At 67.8% G+C, this 18,097-nt stretch carries 19 protein-coding genes; 8 read left to right on the forward strand and 11 right to left on the reverse strand.

Annotation, left to right across the window (positions count from 1 at the left end; genetic code table 11):
* The 4 genes from FGF04_RS37250 to fxlA form a co-directional block, all read right to left on the reverse strand.
* On the reverse strand, positions 1 to 986 hold a 986-nt coding region (locus tag FGF04_RS37250; protein WP_235882693.1), incomplete at its 3' end, for a class I SAM-dependent methyltransferase.
* A 20-nt stretch (positions 987 to 1,006) separates the two neighbouring features.
* Complete coding sequence (locus FGF04_RS37255) at positions 1,007 to 2,182, reverse strand: lanthionine synthetase C family protein (RefSeq protein WP_149515821.1); 1,176 nt, start codon at positions 2,180 to 2,182, stop codon at positions 1,007 to 1,009.
* The gene (locus FGF04_RS37260; protein WP_235882694.1) at positions 2,182 to 5,361 is read right to left on the reverse strand and encodes a lantibiotic dehydratase; all 3,180 of its coding nucleotides are present in this window, start codon (positions 5,359 to 5,361) and stop codon (positions 2,182 to 2,184) included. The genes FGF04_RS37255 and FGF04_RS37260 overlap by 1 nt, the downstream gene beginning before the upstream one ends.
* The gene (gene fxlA / locus FGF04_RS37265) at positions 5,312 to 5,518 is read right to left on the reverse strand and encodes an FxLD family lanthipeptide (protein WP_149515823.1); all 207 of its coding nucleotides are present in this window, start codon (positions 5,516 to 5,518) and stop codon (positions 5,312 to 5,314) included. Before fxlA ends, FGF04_RS37260 begins: the two co-directional genes overlap by 50 nt.
* Before the next feature lie 343 nt (positions 5,519 to 5,861).
* Here fxlA and FGF04_RS37270 point away from each other — a divergent pair, with 343 nt between their 5' ends.
* The gene (locus FGF04_RS37270; RefSeq protein ID WP_149515824.1) at positions 5,862 to 6,389 is read left to right on the forward strand and encodes an ATP-binding protein; all 528 of its coding nucleotides are present in this window, start codon (positions 5,862 to 5,864) and stop codon (positions 6,387 to 6,389) included.
* Here the strand turns inward: FGF04_RS37270 and FGF04_RS37275 are convergent.
* Together FGF04_RS37275 and FGF04_RS37280 are read right to left on the reverse strand one after the other, a co-directional pair.
* Positions 6,303 to 7,130: a 2'-5' RNA ligase family protein gene (locus FGF04_RS37275; RefSeq protein WP_188114390.1), complete on the reverse strand. Its 828-nt coding sequence runs from the start codon at positions 7,128 to 7,130 to the stop codon at positions 6,303 to 6,305. The genes FGF04_RS37270 and FGF04_RS37275 overlap by 87 nt on opposite strands.
* Complete coding sequence (locus tag FGF04_RS37280) at positions 7,063 to 8,403, reverse strand: hypothetical protein (RefSeq protein WP_149515826.1); 1,341 nt, start codon at positions 8,401 to 8,403, stop codon at positions 7,063 to 7,065. Before FGF04_RS37280 ends, FGF04_RS37275 begins: the two co-directional genes overlap by 68 nt.
* Positions 8,404 to 8,626: 223 nt before the next feature.
* Here FGF04_RS37280 and FGF04_RS37285 point away from each other — a divergent pair, with 223 nt between their 5' ends.
* From FGF04_RS37285 to FGF04_RS37310, 6 genes are all read left to right on the forward strand, one after another.
* Entirely contained in the window at positions 8,627 to 9,508 is an 882-nt protein-coding gene (locus FGF04_RS37285) for a helix-turn-helix domain-containing protein (protein ID WP_149515827.1), read from the forward strand.
* Entirely contained in the window at positions 9,505 to 9,768 is a 264-nt protein-coding gene (locus FGF04_RS41765; protein WP_268893806.1) for a DUF397 domain-containing protein, read from the forward strand. Before FGF04_RS37285 ends, FGF04_RS41765 begins: the two co-directional genes overlap by 4 nt.
* 175 nt (positions 9,769 to 9,943) lie before the next feature.
* Positions 9,944 to 10,468: a DUF6879 family protein gene (locus FGF04_RS37295; RefSeq protein WP_149515828.1), complete on the forward strand. Its 525-nt coding sequence runs from the start codon at positions 9,944 to 9,946 to the stop codon at positions 10,466 to 10,468.
* Between the two features lie 7 nt (positions 10,469 to 10,475).
* Positions 10,476 to 11,330 (forward strand): helix-turn-helix domain-containing protein, encoded by an 855-nt coding sequence (locus FGF04_RS37300; protein WP_149515829.1) that lies wholly within the window; start codon positions 10,476 to 10,478, stop codon positions 11,328 to 11,330.
* A gap of 11 nt (positions 11,331 to 11,341) precedes the next feature.
* The gene (locus tag FGF04_RS37305; RefSeq protein ID WP_149515830.1) at positions 11,342 to 11,530 is read left to right on the forward strand and encodes a DUF397 domain-containing protein; all 189 of its coding nucleotides are present in this window, start codon (positions 11,342 to 11,344) and stop codon (positions 11,528 to 11,530) included.
* A gap of 157 nt (positions 11,531 to 11,687) precedes the next feature.
* The gene (locus FGF04_RS37310) at positions 11,688 to 12,248 is read left to right on the forward strand and encodes a GNAT family N-acetyltransferase (RefSeq protein ID WP_149515831.1); all 561 of its coding nucleotides are present in this window, start codon (positions 11,688 to 11,690) and stop codon (positions 12,246 to 12,248) included.
* A gap of 205 nt (positions 12,249 to 12,453) precedes the next feature.
* Here FGF04_RS37310 and FGF04_RS37315 read toward each other — a convergent pair whose 3' ends face one another.
* The 5 genes from FGF04_RS37315 to FGF04_RS40445 all read right to left on the reverse strand — a co-directional run bounded on the left by FGF04_RS37315 (position 12,454) and on the right by FGF04_RS40445 (position 17,850).
* The gene (locus FGF04_RS37315; RefSeq protein WP_149515832.1) at positions 12,454 to 12,987 is read right to left on the reverse strand and encodes an NUDIX hydrolase; all 534 of its coding nucleotides are present in this window, start codon (positions 12,985 to 12,987) and stop codon (positions 12,454 to 12,456) included.
* 214 nt (positions 12,988 to 13,201) lie between these two features.
* Entirely contained in the window at positions 13,202 to 14,938 is a 1,737-nt protein-coding gene (locus FGF04_RS37320) for a relaxase/mobilization nuclease domain-containing protein (protein ID WP_149515833.1), read from the reverse strand.
* A gap of 5 nt (positions 14,939 to 14,943) precedes the next feature.
* Complete coding sequence (locus FGF04_RS37325) at positions 14,944 to 15,279, reverse strand: mobilization protein (RefSeq protein ID WP_328596477.1); 336 nt, start codon at positions 15,277 to 15,279, stop codon at positions 14,944 to 14,946.
* A gap of 835 nt (positions 15,280 to 16,114) precedes the next feature.
* The gene (locus tag FGF04_RS37330; protein WP_235882695.1) at positions 16,115 to 16,783 is read right to left on the reverse strand and encodes an ATP-binding protein; all 669 of its coding nucleotides are present in this window, start codon (positions 16,781 to 16,783) and stop codon (positions 16,115 to 16,117) included.
* 47 nt (positions 16,784 to 16,830) lie between these two features.
* Entirely contained in the window at positions 16,831 to 17,850 is a 1,020-nt protein-coding gene (locus tag FGF04_RS40445; RefSeq protein ID WP_188114392.1) for a hypothetical protein, read from the reverse strand.
* 52 nt (positions 17,851 to 17,902) lie between these two features.
* Between FGF04_RS40445 and FGF04_RS40745 the strand changes: the two genes are divergently transcribed.
* The coding region (locus FGF04_RS40745) for an XRE family transcriptional regulator (protein ID WP_149515857.1) at positions 17,903 to 18,097 on the forward strand (195 nt) is incomplete at its 3' end.

Here is an 18,097-nt window from a genome sequence, read left to right on the forward strand (position 1 = left end):
AGACCAGCCTCCATCGCTGCGGGCTTCGCGGTGATGCGGCAGGTCGTTCGCTCCGTGGCGCTCAGCCGTAGCCAAACGCCGTCGAACGACTCGACGGGTCCGACCGTCACATCGGTCCAAGCGAGCGACTTCGGTCGGGTGAGGACGTCGCGGAGGAGGTCCAGGGCGATGGACTGGTCCTCGTCCCAGTAGAGCCTGATGAGCCGGTCGTCGTCGATGTAGTCGTTTCGCTCCCCGTCCTGGCCGATCACCGGGAGGAAGCCACACATCTTGACGGAGTCAGACCGCATCACCCTCTCTTCGCGTCGGAAGGCCACGGCCCTGGAGAGCCCGCGCCATCGCAGGGGGACCACGAGGCGTCCGCCGACGGCGAGCTGGTCCCACCAGGCACCGGGGAGGTCCCACATGCCGACCGTGGCGATCATTCGGTCGTAGGGGCTGAATCGTGAGGCGCCGAGGGCGCCGTCCCTGGTGACCACGCGAACGTCTTCACATCCATTCGCGTCGAGCATCCGGCGGGTGTAGGCGGTGACGTCGGGATCGATGTCGCACGTGGTGACCTGCCCGGACTTCCCGGTGAGGTGCTTGAGAAGGGCGGCGTTGTAGCCGGTGCCGGCCCCGATCTCGAAGACGTTGTCGCCTTCGCGGACCGCGAGCTGGACCAGCATGAAGTGCACGACGTCGGGCTGGGACGCACAGCTCAGCGGAAGCGCGTCCTCGTCGGGGTTCTCCTTGATCGTCACGCTCTTGTTGGCGTACGCCTCCTCAAGGGACGCATCCGGGAGGAAGGCATGACGGGGCACGGTCCGCATGGCGGTCTCGACGCCTGCGTCGCGGAGGCCGGAGACGTCCTCCTGCAAGATGGCGTCGACCAGGCTGTTGCGCAGGTCCTCGGGGGAGGCGCCAGGGGTGGTGTTCATCGCGTCCTTCCGGAAGGTGCCCGGCCGCGCGTACGGCAGGGGCAGATCGTAGTTGTTCGCAGTCATGAGGGGGGTGGGTCGTGGCTTCATCCCGTCAGGAGCAAGCAGCGATCCCAGGGGACGGTGACCGCCGTGTTGACGGGGTCGGTGAGACGGACCAGGTGAATGCCTGCCGTGCCGTCCATCAAGGCCGTGCCGTCCGGCAGACCTCGGCGGTCCACTTGCTCGTCGAACCGGGTGTTCAGCCCGTGTAGACGCGTTGCGAGTTCGTCGTCGATGGCGTCGACGGCAGTACGGGCGACGGTTTGCACGAGCCCCGCCCAGCCGTGGCAGAGAGACGCGTCGGTGAGCTGGGCGAGCTGCTGGTCGTCGGCCAGGCATCCGGCTAGGGCCTGCTCTGCCTGGCGTTGCCGGTCACGGTCGCCGAGGGCGAGGCCGGCGAGTTGCTGGGCGCGGGCGATGCCGGGGGTTCCGTAGCACCATGACGGGCGCCCGGGTCCTGGGCGTTGGAGCTCACCACGTTGCTGTTCGGCTGGGATGATCAGGTCCGGCCACCAGGCGCGCGAGCCGGTGCCGGTGCGCCAGCGGTCGAACCAGTCGCAGATCCGGGTGACGGCTTTCGTCTGCCCGGGCACCGTATGGCCGTGGCGCAGTGCCGTGGCCAGCAGCGCCAGCGGTCCGGCGACGCCGTGGGCGAGGCCGAAGTTGCCGTGTCCGCCGGGCCATCGCGGCGACGGCCGCAGATCGGGACTGTCGCCGGTCCACCAGCCGGGCAGGCGTCGTGCTTCGATGGTGATCGGTTCGGTCAACCGCACCAAATAGGCGAGGATGTCCTGCAGTTCGGTCTTGTGGCCGCGGTGCAGGTGATACACACCCAGCCCGGTCAGCCCGCTGATGAGGTCGTACTCGCTCAGGGCGGGTAGGGCGCCGCGATCGATACGGGCGTGCGCCCGCTTGAGGCGGTGGCGTGTGACGTCGGCGATGTGCGTGTCCAGAGTCGCTAGGGCGCGAGTGGCGGTGTTCGAGTGGATGAAGCTGAGCACGTACGCGACAGCTGGGGCGCCCTCGTACAGACCGCAGGCTTCGGGAGCGGCCTGGATCGGGCCCTTGACCATGGCGGCGGCCCAAGGCCGGAGCGCGTCCCTGTGGTCTTCGCCAATGTGGGCCCTGACGGCGTGCAGCAGGGTGACCCCCGCCGCGCCTGAGTACAGTGACTGGCCCCAGCCGGACCCGGTGGGTGTGGGCGCCACGTCGTGGTTCATCAGTGGCTCTCCCCTGGCCAGGCGGCCCGTGCGACGGCGGACTGACGGGCAAGCCGGCGGCAGAATCCTTCGTCCTCCCGGTCCACGCCGCGCAGACGGTTGTGATGCATGTGCAGCAAGGATTCCAGGACGGAGTCGAGGTCCCTGCTTTCGGAGAGGCTCTCGCGATATAGCGCCAGGGCCACGGCGCGGCGGTGCCAAGCCTGGGTTAGCGCTTCGCCCCAGCCGCGGGCTCGGGGTGTGAACCGGCGAACGAGTTCGATGGCCTGGTCGCTGACGCCTCGCCCAACATGAGCCGAAGGTGCGGGGCGGTTCGCCAGCCACCGCATGCCCTCGTCGAGGCCCAGTAGGCCGCAGGCAATGTCCACCATGCCGACCGCAGCCAGCGTGCGCCCGTAGACCCCGTCGGCTCCCAGGCTCTGCAGGGCGACGAGGACATAAGCCGAGTCGGCCGTGAACACCGCCTCGGCACTGCGCAGGGCGACTCCGGGGCCGTATCGGCCGATCTCCGGGGTGTACGTGTCGAACACGAGCCTGCTGCTGAGCCCTTCGCGGCGTAGCCCGGCGGCCCATCGGGCGACGATCTCTGTGTAAACGGCGTACTGCCCGGGGCTACGGGTGCGGATACGCAGGCGCATATGGTCGAGATCGTGCGGGGCCCGGTAGCGGACGAACCACCACTCGGGTGCCTCAGGTAGTTGGACCACGAGCTGCGGGAGGCAGGTGGCGATCAACTCCTCGAACTGTTCGGGATGGCTGTAGATCTTGGCGTTCAGCCAGGGTGCCTGCACCGCCCCTGGTACGGGTCCGAGAGTGCCGTTGGTCAGCACGGGGAGGGAGCCGGAAAGCGGGTCGGGCATCGGCGGGCGGGTGCTGGTCATCGGCAGGGCGATCTCGTGGACGTGGCCGGCGATCCAGCCGTAGGTCTCCTCGGCCGGTGCTTCCGTGAGCGCGGCGTGGCCTTCCCGGTCCACGTGGGAGCGCAGGACGGTGGCGTGGGCGAGCACGTCGAGTTGGAGCCGTTGCGTCCGGTCGTCCTCCCGCAGCTCGACGGCACCGTGGCAGTGCCACCGCTTCCGCCACCGGCCGAAGGCGTCGGTCCACTCCCGCATGTCCGCGCAGCGGTTTGGGAGGTCGCCGGCGGTCAGGTGCCAGCGGCCGGGAGAGAGGATCACGCGCCCGTAGCGGACGCGCGGCAGGAATGGCAGCCGTCCGCTGTACGGCCCCCAGTCGAAGCCGGTCCAGGCAGGACCGAAGGAGCGGGTCAGGTGCGCCAGGAACCTCGCCAGGGGCGGGGGTTGCTTGTCCAGGGCCATGGCGTGGAAGACCTGCGGATCCACCAGGCGACGGCGGGAGATGCTGACCAGGTACAAGCGGGCGTGCGTGGCCGTGACCGCGAGGTCGTCCACGTCGATGAGCGTCGCCGAGGTGTCGTCGGAGCTGCGGTGCTCACCCAACGGGATCACGTGCGGGAGATAGGCGGGGATGCGGGCGACGTTCTCCGTGTGTGGGTACAGAGGCGGGAAGGAGAGCTGCGCGGTCAGCGCGTTCTCGACGCCTGGGGGAACGTGGCGGTAGATCTCGTCCAGCCCCGTGCCGGTGGCTACCGGAGTGAACCGGGAGGTGAGCGTTCCCGCGGCGCGGGCCGGTGTCACCGTGAGCGTGAAGTCCCCGTCTTCCAGGGCGGACAGGCTGTCGGCGTGCAGGCGCGCGCACATCTCCACATGAGGTGGTGCCTCCTGCCCGGTGGGCGTATCGCCGGCCAGACTGTCGATCAGGTCGTCGGTGAGCACGATCTCCCTGCTGCCGCCGGCCAGTGCCTGCCAGGCCAGGGACAGCAGCCGCTCGTCGCGCTCGGAGACCGTCGGGGGCGGAGCGGTCACACGGCTGCCGGGGTACTCGGCTGGGTAGCCGAGTCCTGACGCCGGGTCGACGACCTCCTTCACCGGCACGAGGGTGCCGGTGCCGTACCGCTCCCAGAACGCGACCTGGTATTCCTTCCACACACCCTGGCCCGCTGGTCGACGCGTGAGCCGCAGTAGAGCACCGGCGGCCCTCTCCATCTCCATCGCGACGCTCCCGGGGATCCGTACCTCGGCGTCCAGTCGTAGGTCGACGGCCAAGGGACTTCGACCCGCCTCGGAGAGTCGACGCAGCCGACCCGCGAGTTCCTTCCGAACCGGCCCTTGCGCTCTCGCGGGGAGCCGGTTGTGCTCGTGTACGGCACGTTGCACCGCCTCAAGCTCATGCAGGACTTGTGCGACTTCCGGCACCGTGCCCGCATCCACGCCGCGCAGCTGAGCGATCAGATGGGACAGCGGATCGGTGTCGGTCATGGGCGCGCGCAAACTGGTGATCAGGAACTTCTCACGTACCAGCGCGCCGAGCAGTGTGCGGATCTTCTGTGGGTCGGTCGAGGGGAAAGAGGCGGCCAACTGCTCCGCAAGGGCGGCGAAGTGGACCGGTCGACGTGCCAGATTCTCGATCACGCGTACCGCGCTGGTGCGCCGAACGGTGGCCCCCATCGGTCCGCCGTGTGGAACGTGCAGGCGTCCACCGCGGCGCGCCGTCAGATTGTTCAGGACGACATCCAGGCGCTCCAGCAGGGCCGGACACACCTCCAGGCGGACGAGGACGTCGTCCAGCCACTCGGTGTCCACCCGAGCCACGGCTCGGTGAGCCTCCCCCCACTTCATGTGCGGCGTCGAGCCCACGTCGGCCGCGGTGACTCCCGCGAAGAGGCCGAACGGGGTCGGCCGCCCGGTGGCGCGCAACAAGTAGCGGACGGTGGCTACGGCAGCGCGCCGGACCTGCTTGGAGCGCGCCGGCTGCCCGCCGCAGATCGCGTCGACCCGCGTGGCGAGATCACCGCTCGCCTGCCGGACGGCATCGGCGAACCGCGCATCGGCCCACACGTGCCTCAGCCACCTGCCGCATGCGTCCGTGTCGGACAGATCAGGCCACCAATCTGGCAGATCCGTCAGCGGCATCGCGGCGGCCCGGAGCAACGCCGCGCCCGTGTGCTGGTAGAGCTTTCCGTCGCTCCCCATCCCATTACCTCCGCCATCAGCCCTGTGAACGAGCGGGGTCGGGAGCGGCAGCGCCCCCGACCCCGTGCACTCGCCGTCGTCAGACGGCGCTGGCACAGGACGAGGCACAGGACGCCGCGCACCCGTCACCGGTACCGCACGCCTTGGGAAGCAGGTCGGCGCCGATCTCCGTGACGATCGTCAGGTCGACATCGAACGGGTCGTCGGGCACCCCGGGGGCGACCGTCGTGACGGATGCCTCAGTGGTGGCCGTCGTGACCGAGGTGAGCGTGGCTGCGCTGCTCATCGCATTTCCTCTCTGTCGGAAGGATCCGAACGGTTCGTCGTGCTACCCGCCCTGTGCGCGGAGTGCCGCAGGACCGGGTTGCCGCGTTCGCACTTTGGGTGTGGCCCCTCGCCGGCTATCCGGATTCCGTTGGGAACCCGGATTCAGTGCTTCCGGAGAGGGGGTGAGGACATATGCGCCTCGCCGAAGAGCCTCGCCGGTGGCAGTCGGCGGCGGTACGCCGTCAGCACGCCGTTCGCCCGCCGTCCGGGGATGGGGAAAGAGGCGGACGTACGGCGTACCGCCGCGGCTCAGGCGTAGCGAGGCTGGTCGGCCCAATGCCTAGCGAAGACGAGAAGCGGCGATGAACGCGGTGGACGAAGAGCGCCTGTGCGGGCGGATAGCAGTACGGCGTCATTGGGTGAAGCTGTCCGATTGCACCGAGCCCTCGGAGCTCGCGCGCAGACACGTACGGGAATTCCTCAAGGGGCGTGCCGCACCGGAACGGGTCGATGACGCCGTTCTGGTCGCTTCTGAGCTCGTGGGCAACGCGCTCAGGCATACAGCCGGAGGACCGGACTGCATGAGCGTGGAGATCTACCAGGACGCTGCGGTGTTGCGGGTCCATGACGCGGGACGGGACGTCTCCAGAGTCCGGGTACGTTCCGTGGGGAAGTCGCTGGATGAGCTGACGGGGAACGGTCTCGGGCTGCTGCTCGTCGAGGAGCTGGCCTTCGAGTGGTCGGTCGGGCTGACCGCGATCGGCAAGGAAGTGGTCGTGGTGCTCGCCCTGGGCGCCGGGGGGCTATCCGAGCGGGACGCTCTTCCACACATCCCAGCGGTACGTCCGTCCCTCACGGCGGAGCTCCACCAGCTGGACGACGGACACTGAGAGTTCGATGGCCGGGAGGGTGCGGAGGCTTGAGACCGCTTCCACGACGGGGGCGGCGGGACGCCGACGGTTGTTGTACGCGAGGCTCAGATGCGGTCGGAAAGCGGACGTCGGCTTCTTCGGGACCAAGCCGACGTCACTTCCTGCCTTGGCCAGTGCATGGTGGAGCAGAAGCATGGGTTCCCACGGGCCGAGAGACAGACGGACGGCACCACGGGAACCGGCCAGCGGCATGGCGCGTACGGAGAACGCGGAGGGCAGCAGCGCCTCGACGTCTCTCGTCAAGCTGTCCAACTGGCCGGGTGTGACGTCGCCCGTCGCTCCGACTCGGGCGAGGGTGGTGTGCAGCCCGTCCGCCGGCACCGGGTCAAGGCCGAGGGGCGCCAGCTCCTCCTGGCAGCGCCCGGCAAGGGCAGCGAGCGGCCGAGCATCTGGGAAGGTCAGCATCCAGTAGTACGCACGGCTGCCGTCTGACCAACCTGGGCGTGCCCAGTGGTCGGTCATCTCGTCGAGTGCGCTGAATGCCGCCCAGTCGTGGGCCGCGATGACCGCCGGATCGTATGTATCGGCGGGGGGCTCGGCAGGGAAGGCGGCAGGATCGGTGCTGAGCAGGGGCACCCGTCGGACTCCTTCGGCTTCACACGGTCCTGGAGCACGACGACACCGACGGCGCCTACGACGCGGATGAGGCCATGGCCAGGGCGGCCGGCTGCGAGCTCCAGGTTCGGAACTCCTCGCCATAATCGCGCACCGCCGGGTGATCACGCCATGGCCCTGCTTGCTCACGCAGGTCACGGGAGCGTTGGTAGACGGAATTGATCGGCGAGTCCCCGCATAACCGCAGGGCTTCACGGCCAAGCGCCATTGCGTGATCGATGTCGGGCTTGCTCTGCTGCAGCAGCGCAGTGGCGACGTCGAGGCGTACGAGCGAACGGCTCCAGGAGGAGGTCGAGTGCTCCACCAGATCGTCGATGCGCTCGGCGTCGCGCAGTACCTGGGCCGTGTCGCGCAGCGCCACGTGTGACGTGACGGCGTTGGCCAGCGTCCGGGCCCGTCCATACGGCTCGAAGGAGATGCAGGAGGTCAGCCCTACGGGTACTTCGTGGAGGTCGGAGAGACGGAGTGCCTGTCCGATGGCCTGCTCGACGGCACGCCGGTCGCCGGTCTTGCCGAGGGCCCGGGCCCGGCCGTTGGCGAGCAGACGGATGGACTGGGCATGGCGTGGGGCTCGCTCGACGGCCGAGGCTGCGCAGGCGTCCGCATCGTCGTACCGACCGGCGTAGTAGAGGCCGAAGGAGAGGGTGCCGCACGCCCAGAGATCGGTGTCCAGGTCGCCGATCTCACGGCTGAGATCCCGGGCTTCGGTGCAGTACGCCTCCGAGAGGGCGAAAGCACCCGTGTTCACCGCCATGTAGCCGAGCAGGCTGGAGGCGCGGGCGGCGAGGCGGAAGAGCTCCCGACGCACGCGTGGGGGCTGGCGACCGTCGAGGAGGGTGTGGGCGAGCTGCCGCACTTGGCGGGTCTGAGGGCGAAGGGCATAGGGCCCGTCCTGTTCGTACCGGCTGGTGATGCCCTCCAGAGAGGAATCGAGGAACGTGAGCGTTGCGTCGTCGGTGTTGCTGGTCGTGAGCTGCTGAGCCCGGGCGACGATGTCCAATGGGTTCTCGTCGTCATCACGTGGCGGAGGGACACTCGTCGCCTGCTGGTGCGTTCTCGGCTCCTCGTCGCGGCCGTGTCCGGAGTCGGCTGCGTACGCCGTGGAGAACAGCTCGGACACAGGTCTGCCCAGCATGTGCTCCAGCACCCGGCAGGCGTCAGGACGCGGCAGAGTCAGTAGTTCCCCGCCGTACCAGCGGTCGAACTGGCGTGGAGAAACCTGGAGAGAAGCCAGCCGGGGATCGCGGTCGAGTTCCGCCAGCCGTGCGGCTGCCCGCTCGTACTGGGCGGCGAAAGCCTCGTGCGTCGTCAGGTGCCGTTGCTGGAGCAGCTGCCGGAGCAGCGTCGTCCGTGGCATGGCCCACCCTCCTGGTGCGGCTCGCGGGACCGACACGGAGGCGCGTGTCGGTAGCGAGGTCGTGACTATGTTCGCCCGTTGGTCGGTTGCGGCGCACGCCCGTAGAAAACACGCGCCGTGACTCCTGACAGCATGCCGACGCAACCATCAACTAGGCAATATGTCTTGCAAAGTTGCCCCGTATGGGTTGTAGAGGCGTTGCTGGTACGGAGAAACTTCCGGCATGGCCCTGAAGAGAAGCCTGGTCCCGCAGTCGGTATATCGGCGGCAGCTTGCAGCACGGCTGAAGGAACTACGTGACGCGACCGGGCTTACCCTCGCCGAGGTTGCCGGCCGACTGGAGGTCAACCAGGGGTCGCTGAGCCGGATCGAGAACGGCGAACGCGGTACGACGCCGATCCTCATCCGGGCCCTGCTGGACCTGTACGGCGTCGACGACGAGCACCGAAGGGCCGACGTGCTCGACCTCGTACGGGCGGACAAGGAGCAGCAGAAGCCCTGGTGGCGGAAGTACTCGACGGTGCTCACCCCGACGCGCTACGACGGGTACCTCGCGCTGGAGGCCGACGCGACGCGCCTCGCTAGCTACCAGCCGATGCTCGTGCCGGGACTGCTCCAGACTGAGGACTATGCCCGTGCGGTGATCTCCCAGATGAGGAAGGACCTGTCCCCGTCGCAGGTCGAGTCCTTGGTCAGGGTCCGTATGGAGCGACAAGACAGCCGCCTCAACGGAAGTAATTCCGCCAGACTTTGGGCGATCCTTGACGAAGCCGTACTGCGAAGAACGGTCGGCTCCATCGAAGTGATGCGCGACCAGATGCGGAAACTGGTGGAGGCAAGCGAGCAGCCGAACATCAAAGTGCAGCTGCTGCCGTTATCACTCGGAGCGCATTCCGGCCTGTACGGACCGTTCGTCATCCTGACTTTCCCGCACCCCACACCTCGCCTTGTGTGGTTGGAAAATTCCAAGAACTCCGTGTACCTGGAATCCCCGGAGGACGTGGACAACTACACGGATACTTTCGAGCAGTTGAAGAGTGCTGCTTTTGACTCATCGGATAGTAGTACGTACATCGCGCGCATCAGCAAGGAGCTCGAAGAGTGAGCACGTCCGGTACGCCAGCCAACCGCGATGTCGCGACAGCTATATGCGGTACAGATCTCACGCATGCGCGATGGCGGAAAAGCTCGTACAGCGGGGGTGCGAATGATTGTGTGGAAGTCGCGGAGCTAGCCGAGCACGCTGCAGTGCGCGACTCCAAAGACATCGGTCGTCGTCCGCTGCTGTTCTCGAAAGTAGCGATGCGAGCGTTGGTCGACGGGATCGGCTGCGGGTATATCGATGAATGCTGTGACTCGGAGTGAAGTGGGTGTCATGAGAGTTGAGCGCCTGATCATGGCCTAACGTCGAGCGGTACGTTCGTCGTCCAGAGCCGAGTGGTAATCACCCTCAAGGCCCTTACCTAGATGTGAATTCCGGACTGCGAGATCGTGATCTAGATCTGCAAAGCCGCGAGCGTCGCCCTACTGGAGGAACTGCGTGGAGCTGATCTCTAGTGCCGAGCGCAACCAGCTCTTTGAAAGCTTCGCGCAGGACGCATTTCATCTGGAGCTGAGGGACGACTACTCCGTCCCCGACGAGGACAGCCCGTTCACGAACTGGCTCCGCGGCGAGACCGTCGACTACTCCTACATGGAATCCTGGACACGGCTCATCCGGCGCGTCACCAGGCAGGGGAAGACCGTCCGACGCGTCCGGGTCGTGACCGAGCCGCACACTTCCTACATCCAGTGGGAGTACGCCACCACCGCCCTGAACGAGGAGGCCGGCGAGGAGATCCGCTGGCTGCCCCGGCACCACCTGCCAGAGGGCGTTGCATTCCCTGTGGGAGGCAACGACTGGTGGCTGTACGACGACCGCCTGCTGGCCGTGGGCCATTTCGCCTCGGATGGCAGGGTGCTCGGGTCGGAACTGATCGAGGACCCGGACACCGTGGCCGAGTGCGTACGCCTACGGGACCTGCTGTGGTCAGCCGCCATCCCGCACTCTGAGTACAAGCTCTGACCGAACCGTGAGCACCCAAGTACAAGAGGCACTGCAAGCGCTCGGTGCCCGGCTGCGCGGTTTCCGCAAGGATGCCGGATTTGCCAGCGGCCGGGCCTTCGCGCGTGCCCCCTCGTGGCAGGAGTCGAAGGTCTTCCGCATTGAGAATGGCAAGCAGCGCCCCAGCGAGGACGACATCCGAGTCTGGTGTGAGACCACCGGCCAGGGCGATCAACTCGGCGACTTGGTCGCGATCGTCCGCCATGTCGATGAGCTGTGGCTCGAATGGCGTCGGCAACTCCAGACCGGCGTCGAGAAACGACAGCGTCAAGCTATTCCGGTATACGCCAAGACCAAGGTCTTCCGGATCTGGCACCCCACGCTCATCTGGGGAACTCTCCAGGCCGCGGACTACGCTGCCGAGGTCTTCCAGCAGGGCGTCAGCTACTACGAGATCCCCAACGACACCGAGGCGGCCGTGGCGAAGCGGCTCGAACGCCAGCAGTACCTGTATCAGGGCGAACGCATCTTCAACGTCCTCCTCGGTGAACAGGCCCTCTACACCAACTTCGGCGGCCCAGAAGTGATGAAGGGACAGCTGGATCGCCTCATGGCGGTGATGCGTCTTCCCCGCCTCAGCCTGGGCATCGTTCCCAGATCCGCCCCGACCCTCATTTGGCCGGGCAACGCGTTTTCGATGTTCGACAGCCGACTCGTCCTCGTCGAGACCTACTCGGCGGAGTTCTCCGTCTCCCAGCCCCGAGAAATTGAGTTGCACACCAAGGCGTTCGCTCTCCTGAAGCAGTCAGCGGTCTACGGCGCCGCCGTCCGGGACCTCATCTCCATGGCGATCCAGCACTACGACCAGATACCGAACGACTAGGAGAGCGCACCATGCAGCCGAGGACCCCGAACTGGCGAACCAGCTCCTACACAGAAACGCAGAACTGCGTCGAAGTGGCAGACAACGACCTGACTATGGTGATGGTCCGGGATACCAAGGCGCGCGGGCGGGGAACGATCCAAGTCCATCGCACTACGTGGGCAGCTTTTGTGGAGTACGCCAGGCGGAGAAAACGCTGACGGCGTTTACGTAGGGCTCGCCCTGATGGATAGTATTCCCTGGTTCTGGCGGAGCCATTTTGCTGGTTAATCGACCATCGCGAGGAGATCGAGATCTATCCGCCGCAGCGTTCCATCGACGTCCCGGTCATAGTGCCGCGCGAGTAGCATCCCTGGCATGTACCCGGTCAGCCGTTACAGTCAGCGCCTGGAACTCCGCGAACTCGTCCTCGACGACGTCGCCGCGATGCACGCCGTCTACGGCAGCACTACGGCGACGGAGCACCTATCGTTCGAGCCTCGCACCATGGACCAGGTCGCACAAGTCGTGACCCGGTCCGTGGCTTCCGCTACCGCAGAGCCACGGACCGAGTACGCACTCGCCGTCGTCCAGCGGGAAACCGGTGACCTGATCGGGTCCGGCCGACTCGCCACCGACCCCCACCAGCAGCGCGGAGCCACCTTCGGCTTCGCGCTGCGTCCGGATACGTGGGGCGTCGGCTACGGCCTGGAGACCGTGCGTCTCCTGCTCGGCCTCGCCTTCGAGGAACTGCACCTTCACCGCGTATGGGGCGCACGCTCTCCACTCAACGAGGCATCCGCGAAGACCATGACGGCCGCGGGCATGGTCGAGGAAGGTGTCATCCGCGCGCACATCCAGAAGGCCGGAAGGTGGCGGGATTCTGTCGTGCACGCGATCCTCGACGACGAATGGACTGCCCGCTCTCAGTCCATCTGATCCGGCGTCTACCGACCCCGCCCTGGTAGCGCTGCGTTTCTGCTGCCTGATCGAGTTTTCGTCGAGTCAGTCCGACAGGCTGTGAGCGGAGTCAAGAACTTCGTCCCGGTTGGTCATACTCGTCATGCCGCTGGCCGAGATCCCCTACAGCAAGAGCCCGTAGCCCTGGCCTTCGAGGACCAGCTGCGGGAAGTCCTCCCACTCGTCAGCGGATCGTTTCGTCCATGAGCAGGTAGAGCAGGCCGACGAGAGAGCCGCTGCTCACGACCTCACGTCGGTCGATCATCCCCCGTACTTCGCTGAGGGGGATCCACTCGATGCGGTCGGACTCGTTCTTTTCCGTAGGCGGTCCGGAGTAGGTCGCGCCGTCGACGCGGAAGACGTGGTGCTGTGAGTCGGTGATGCCGTTGGCCGGCTCGGCATAGATCAGAGGCTTGATGGGGCCAGGGCGCCAGCCGGTCTCCTCCAGCACTTCGCGCGCCGCCGCTTCCTCCGGGGTCTCGCCCTCCTCCACCAGACCCATGGGGAGCTCCCAGGCCCATGAGTTGGTGATGAAGCGGTGCCGCCACATCATCAAGACCTCTTGGCGATCGTTGACCACAGCGGCCACGGCCAGGTGCCGCAGGCGAACGACGTGGTACTCCCAACGATGGCCGTCCGGCTGCTGGACGTCCACCAACCACAGGTTCACCCAGGGGTTGTTGTAGATCTGGCGCTCACCGTGGGTCTTCCACTCCATGCCCGCGGCCCCTCTCGATCGGACTCCAGGATCTCAGACCGATCGAGAGGCAGGGGGCTCTCTTTCTGCGTCACACTGGCGAGATGCGCGGTGGGTGATCGCTGTCGCCGCCCGGAGACCTCAGGGCATTGCATGCATTTCCACATCGCGTTACGAGCCCTGCGTGCCCCAGCTGTGCTGTGCAGGGAGCGATGTACTGCACCTTTTCCACCGGTCAGCGCTGGCGGCTGGAGTCGTTCACTGCTCTGGTCGCCGCTGGTGTGGTGGGCGTTGAGGTCGTAGTGCGCCGGTTGGCTTGGGTGGACGTGTCGTAGGGGCTTTCCGGCAGGGCGGGTAGGTGGGCGCTGCGGCGCAGGCGCCATATGAGGACGTCGCTGATGGAGTCGGCAGTGTCGAGCTCACGCCGTCGGGCGGCGTCGGTGAGCAGCGCGGCCGGGTCGTGGCCGGCTTTGCGGGTGTCGTCGAGGGTGGCGGCCAGGGCGGGCCAGCTTCCTTCGGTCTGGATGCGGTCGGCCAGTTGCGGCAGCACCTGATGCAGCAGGCCGGCCTGTCGTTGTCGGGCATGCGGGGTCAGACGCTGGCCTCGCCGGCCAAGGACGGCCATGGGCTCGGCTGAGGCCAGCTGGTAGGCGGCGCGAAGGTGTTCGGCGGCTTGGTGGGCTGCGGCGGCCTGCTGGCTGTGGTGTCTTTTGGCGTGCCAGTTCGCTGCGGTGATGGCGAGGAAGAAGGCCATGTCGATGAGCATGGCGGTGGTGGCGCCGTCTTCGCCGCGGCCGGGGGCGGGTCCGCTGTGGAGGAGGTCGCGGGCGGCTTGGCGCAGAGCGCGGTCGTGCCCGCGTACGGCTCTCACATTGGAACGGCCGGCTCGCTCGAATGTGAGGGCCGCTGCACGGAGGGAGGCGCGGGTGTGGGCGGCGGAGGTGGTGGCGAGCGCGTCCAGGATTTCTCCGCCTGCTGCGATCTGGGCTGCTGCTGTGCCGTTGTTGTTGTGGTCGATGATCAACAGGGCCTGCCATGTGGCGGCGGTGGCCCGGCGCCGTGCGAACGCGGGATCTGTCACCGGTGGCAGGGAGGGCTGCTGCGGGCTGGAGCCGTCTGCCGAGGCGTCGGTTCCTTCGGGGAGGGTCCAGCGGTCGCGGATGCGGGGCAGGGACAGGTCGGGTGCGAGGGTGGAACCGGCGTAGAAGACCGGCTCGTCGTCCTTGTTGCGGTCCTGGGGGAGGGCGACCTTGTAGCCAAGCAGGTCACCGGAGGGCGCCAGGCGCTTGCGGATCAGCACACCGGTGGCGGCCAGCCGGCCGAAGAACTCCTCCTCGCCCATCGCGCCGGCCGCCGCACGACGCACCAACTCGCGCAGTTGATCGCGGGCGGTGCGCGCGCAGCCCTGGCGTTCGGCTTTGTGACGCTCGGCGCTGGTGGCCGGCTTGGCGGCGGTGCCGTCTCCGGGGGCGACCTGGTGCAGGCCGAGTTCCTGTTCGATCAGGCGGCATTCGGTCTGGGCGCGTTGGCCGGAGCGGTGGTGGGCGGGGCGGCGGCCGTCTTCGCGGATGAGGGTGGCGATGATGTGGATGTGGTCGTCGGCGTGGCGGACGGCGGCCCAGCGGCAGCCAGCGCCGTCGTCGGGGTCGATGCCGGTAGCGGCGACCACGCGGTGGGCGATGTCGGCCCACTGCTCGTCGGACAGGATCGGGTCGTCGGGGGCGGCGCGCACCGAGCAGTGCCAGACGTGCTTCTCGGGACGCTGGTCCGCGGCGAGCAGGAACAGGGGCTGGTCGAGAAGGTGCTGAAGGTCCTTCTTCGTCACCGAAGAATCGCGCCCGGGGTCAGGGGCCATGCCGTCGAAGGACGCGACCAGATGTGAATCGACGTGCTCTTCGTGGGTTCCCTTGCCGTACAGGTAGTGCACGAGTCCGAGGGTGTTGCTGCCCTGCTGGTGGATGCGGGGAATCAAGCCGCTCAGTCCTCCTGCCGGTTGGCGACCCGGTCAGCCGCTCGTTGCACAGCTTGTGCGGCACGTTGCAGGTCGGCGAGTGTGGCGGCGATGTGCGGCGCGTCGCCGCCGGAGTTGAGGGCCTTGGCGGTCTGGTTGACGTTGCTGCCGGCCCAGCCGAGCTGACGGCGCACCCCGAACAAGGCGGTCAGGATGTCGCGCTCGGTGGCGATGGTGGCTGCGGTGCGCGACTGGTCGCGGGCGGCGGCCAGGGCGCAGTGGGCCATAAACCCGGCCACGCTCATACCGACGTGGTCGGCACCGGACTGGATGATGGCGAGTTCTTGTGCGTTCAGGCGCACGCTGTGAGCGGGGCGCTGCTTCCTGTCGCGCGGACGCGACCTTCCCTTCCTGGCCTTGCGCTTGCGACTGGCCTTGTCCGGCTGCGGTCCGCCCTCGGCCGCAGCCTTCCCGTCCGGCGCCCCCTGGGGCCGGACGGACCCTGCCACCCCTGGGGCGGGGTCCGGTTCGGGCGCTCCCCCTGCGGGGGAGTGTCCGAACCTCCAACTTGCTCCGCCTGGGGCTGGGGAGGTCGCGTTCTGGTGCGCCTCGGTGGACGTCTGAGGATGACGCGGATGCATGGAAGCTCCTTGGCAGCGTATTTGACGCGGCGGCGTGGTCTGTGGCGGTCGGGCGTGAGAGAGGGCAGCCCGGGGCCGGGACGGTCCCGTGGGGATATCGGATCGGGGACCGTGGGGACCGGTCTTCTTCATCCGGTCCCGGGGACCGGCCCCCGTGGTTGGTCCCCGCTTGAGGGGACCGTGGTACCAGTCGGTCCCCGCATGTATCGGTCCCGGCAGGCGACGAAGGCGTCGGTCCCCGGTCCCCCGCATGGTCGGTCCCCGAGTGTGCTGCGGGACCGAGGCTGCTCTTGTAAGGCGTTGATCTGTTTGTTGTCCCCGGTCCCCGGTCCCCGGTCCGTCCCCGGGTTCGATTAGTTCGTTGGGGACCGGTCCCCGTGTGGTGCCGTGTTCGGCTCCGGGACCGGTCCCCGCTTCGATCGGGGACCGGTCCCCGAAGTGCGCCATCGGGACGGTCCCCGCTGTGCTGGGGACCGGTCCCGAGGTGTGGTGACGGTCCCCGGACGGAACGGTCGGTGCGCAGACGCCGACCGGCCAGCTGCAGGGGGAGCGTGCTTTAGCCGGCCTGAGTGGGGTCTTCGCGTCGGCGGTCGGGGCCGGTGAGGATGATGCGTTCGGTCATTTCGGCGAGGCGGGAGGCGACGCGGTCGCCGAGGGTGGTGCGGAGTTCGGCGGTGGGGAGGTTGGTGGTGATGAGGGTGGGGAGCAGGTGCTCGTAGCGGTGATTGATGAGCCGGTAGGTCAGCTCTTCGGTCCACTCGCTGGTCTTGGCCGCGCCGAGGTCGTCCAGGAGCAGCAGCGGGCAGCGGGCCAGCATCTGCAGCTCGCGTTCGCTGTCGTGCCCGGTGCGGGAGCTGGGACGCAGGCGGGCGTGGAGGTCGGCGCTGGTGGTGGCTTCCCAGCGCAGGCGCACGCCTTGGTGCAGGAGGGTGCGGATGGCGCCGTATGCCTGGTGGGTCTTGCCCGTGCCGGTGGGGCCGACGATCAGCAGAGAGCCACCCTCGCAGATACCGGGCGCACCGGCCGGCCCCGGGCGTCCTGCTCGGGCTATCTGAGTGGCCCATGCGGTGATCTGGGGGTGGTCGGCGAGGGCACCGCGGTAGCGGGCGGGGATGCGCCTGTCGGCCAGCTCCAGGGCGCTGACCGGTTCCTCCGGTGGCGGCGCTGCCGTGGCTGTGGGGCCGAGGCCGCGGGCGGTGAGGATGGCTTCGAGGCGGTCCGTCACGGTGCCGACGGGCTGCGGTGGGCGCCTGCGGGTGCCGGTGGTGGTGTTCAGAGCTGGCCTCCGTAAGCCGCTGCGGTATCGGCCGGGTTGGTCCAGGCCCGGCTCGGGGCGGTGCTGCGCGTGGGTGTGTTCATCACGTCGTTGACGAGGCTGGGCAGCACGCTGGGGTGCACTCCCTTGGCCCGTTGCCGGATGAGCGCGGCGCGGATGTGGTCGGCCTTGATGCCCTCGGCCAGCAGGTTGCGCACTTCGCGTCCCAGGTGTCCCAGGAAGCTGCCCGGCGGGCGTTCGGCACACGCGGCGACGTACTCGCCGATCAGGTCCTGCACCGAGACGCTCGCAGGCGCGGGGGCGCTTGCGCCCCCCGAAGGGGAAGATCCTAGATCCAAGTTCCTAGGTCCTAGATCCGGACCGTGAGGACTCACGGAGCCCTGCGTGAGCCCTCCGTGAGCTGGAGATGAGGACTCACTGAGTACCCGCTGACCAGTACTTTCTTCGGCAGCCGGGGGCGTCGCTCCGGCTCCGTGAAGCCTCACGGAGCCCTCCGTGAGCCCTTCATGAGTCCTCGGTGCTGGCTCACGGACAGGGCCGAGGTGGCTGAGGTCGTGGTGGGGGCAGTCAGGGTGGCGTACGCCGCTGGGCCGGTTGATCTTCTGGTGGCGGGCGAAGGTGACGAGGTGCAGGTACCGCTTGCCGTCGCCGCCCTCGTAGCGGCAGATCAGCCCGGCTTCCTGGAGCTGGCTGAGGTCGTCATCGACGCCCATGGGGCCGTGGTCGGGGCGCAGCGACCACAGCAGGCCGGCGATGACCGCGGCCTGGTCGCGGAACCGGCCGCGGTCATCGGCCTGCGTGAGCAGCCCGAAGAACGTCCCACCTTCGTCGCGATTCGGGGCGTTGTCCGGCGGGAACGCCGGGGTGCGTGGACAACACAGCCACACCCACCGCGCACAAGTCCAGAGTTGACTCACAAGCTCTGTAGTAATCGTGCGGGGCCGGGAAACCATAAACCCGAAACGCCGGTCAAGGAAAAAGGTGCCGGTAACCGGCACCTCGCGTGCATCGCTCATGGCAGACACCACACCGCTTCCCCCGCTGGGGAAAGCAAGCTACAACACACCCATGCCGCCACGCCCTCTCGAAATCGGCCCCGCCGGACAAGCCGCCGCACACGCCATAGAGCGCCTGCGCACTACGCGCGGCTACTCGCAGCGCCGACTCGCCGACCGCGTCACCGCCCTCGGCCGGCCCCTGACCTTCACCCAACTCTCCCGCATCGAAAGGCGAGTTCGCCGTTGCGACGTCGACGACCTCGTG

Origin of the sequence: Streptomyces apricus (assembly GCF_008369065.1) — a bacterium.
GTDB lineage: Bacteria > Actinomycetota > Actinomycetes > Streptomycetales > Streptomycetaceae > Streptomyces > Streptomyces apricus.

Coding starts and splice junctions, on each gene's coding strand:
- FGF04_RS37310 (WP_149515831.1), top strand. CDS start 11,688: ATGTACCCGGTCAGCCGTTACAGTCAGCGCCTGGAACTCCGCGAACTC.
- FGF04_RS37285 (WP_149515827.1), top strand. CDS start 8,627: ATGGCCCTGAAGAGAAGCCTGGTCCCGCAGTCGGTATATCGGCGGCAG.
- fxlA (WP_149515823.1), bottom strand. CDS start 5,518: ATGAGCAGCGCAGCCACGCTCACCTCGGTCACGACGGCCACCACTGAG.
- FGF04_RS37275 (WP_188114390.1), bottom strand. CDS start 7,130: ATGGCGAGGAGTTCCGAACCTGGAGCTCGCAGCCGGCCGCCCTGGCCA.
- FGF04_RS37280 (WP_149515826.1), bottom strand. CDS start 8,403: ATGCCACGGACGACGCTGCTCCGGCAGCTGCTCCAGCAACGGCACCTG.
- FGF04_RS37270 (WP_149515824.1), top strand. CDS start 5,862: ATGAACGCGGTGGACGAAGAGCGCCTGTGCGGGCGGATAGCAGTACGG.
- FGF04_RS37255 (WP_149515821.1), bottom strand. CDS start 2,182: ATGAACCACGACGTGGCGCCCACACCCACCGGGTCCGGCTGGGGCCAG.
- FGF04_RS37315 (WP_149515832.1), bottom strand. CDS start 12,987: ATGGAGTGGAAGACCCACGGTGAGCGCCAGATCTACAACAACCCCTGG.
- FGF04_RS40445 (WP_188114392.1), bottom strand. CDS start 17,850: ATGAGCGATGCACGCGAGGTGCCGGTTACCGGCACCTTTTTCCTTGAC.
- FGF04_RS37305 (WP_149515830.1), top strand. CDS start 11,342: ATGCAGCCGAGGACCCCGAACTGGCGAACCAGCTCCTACACAGAAACG.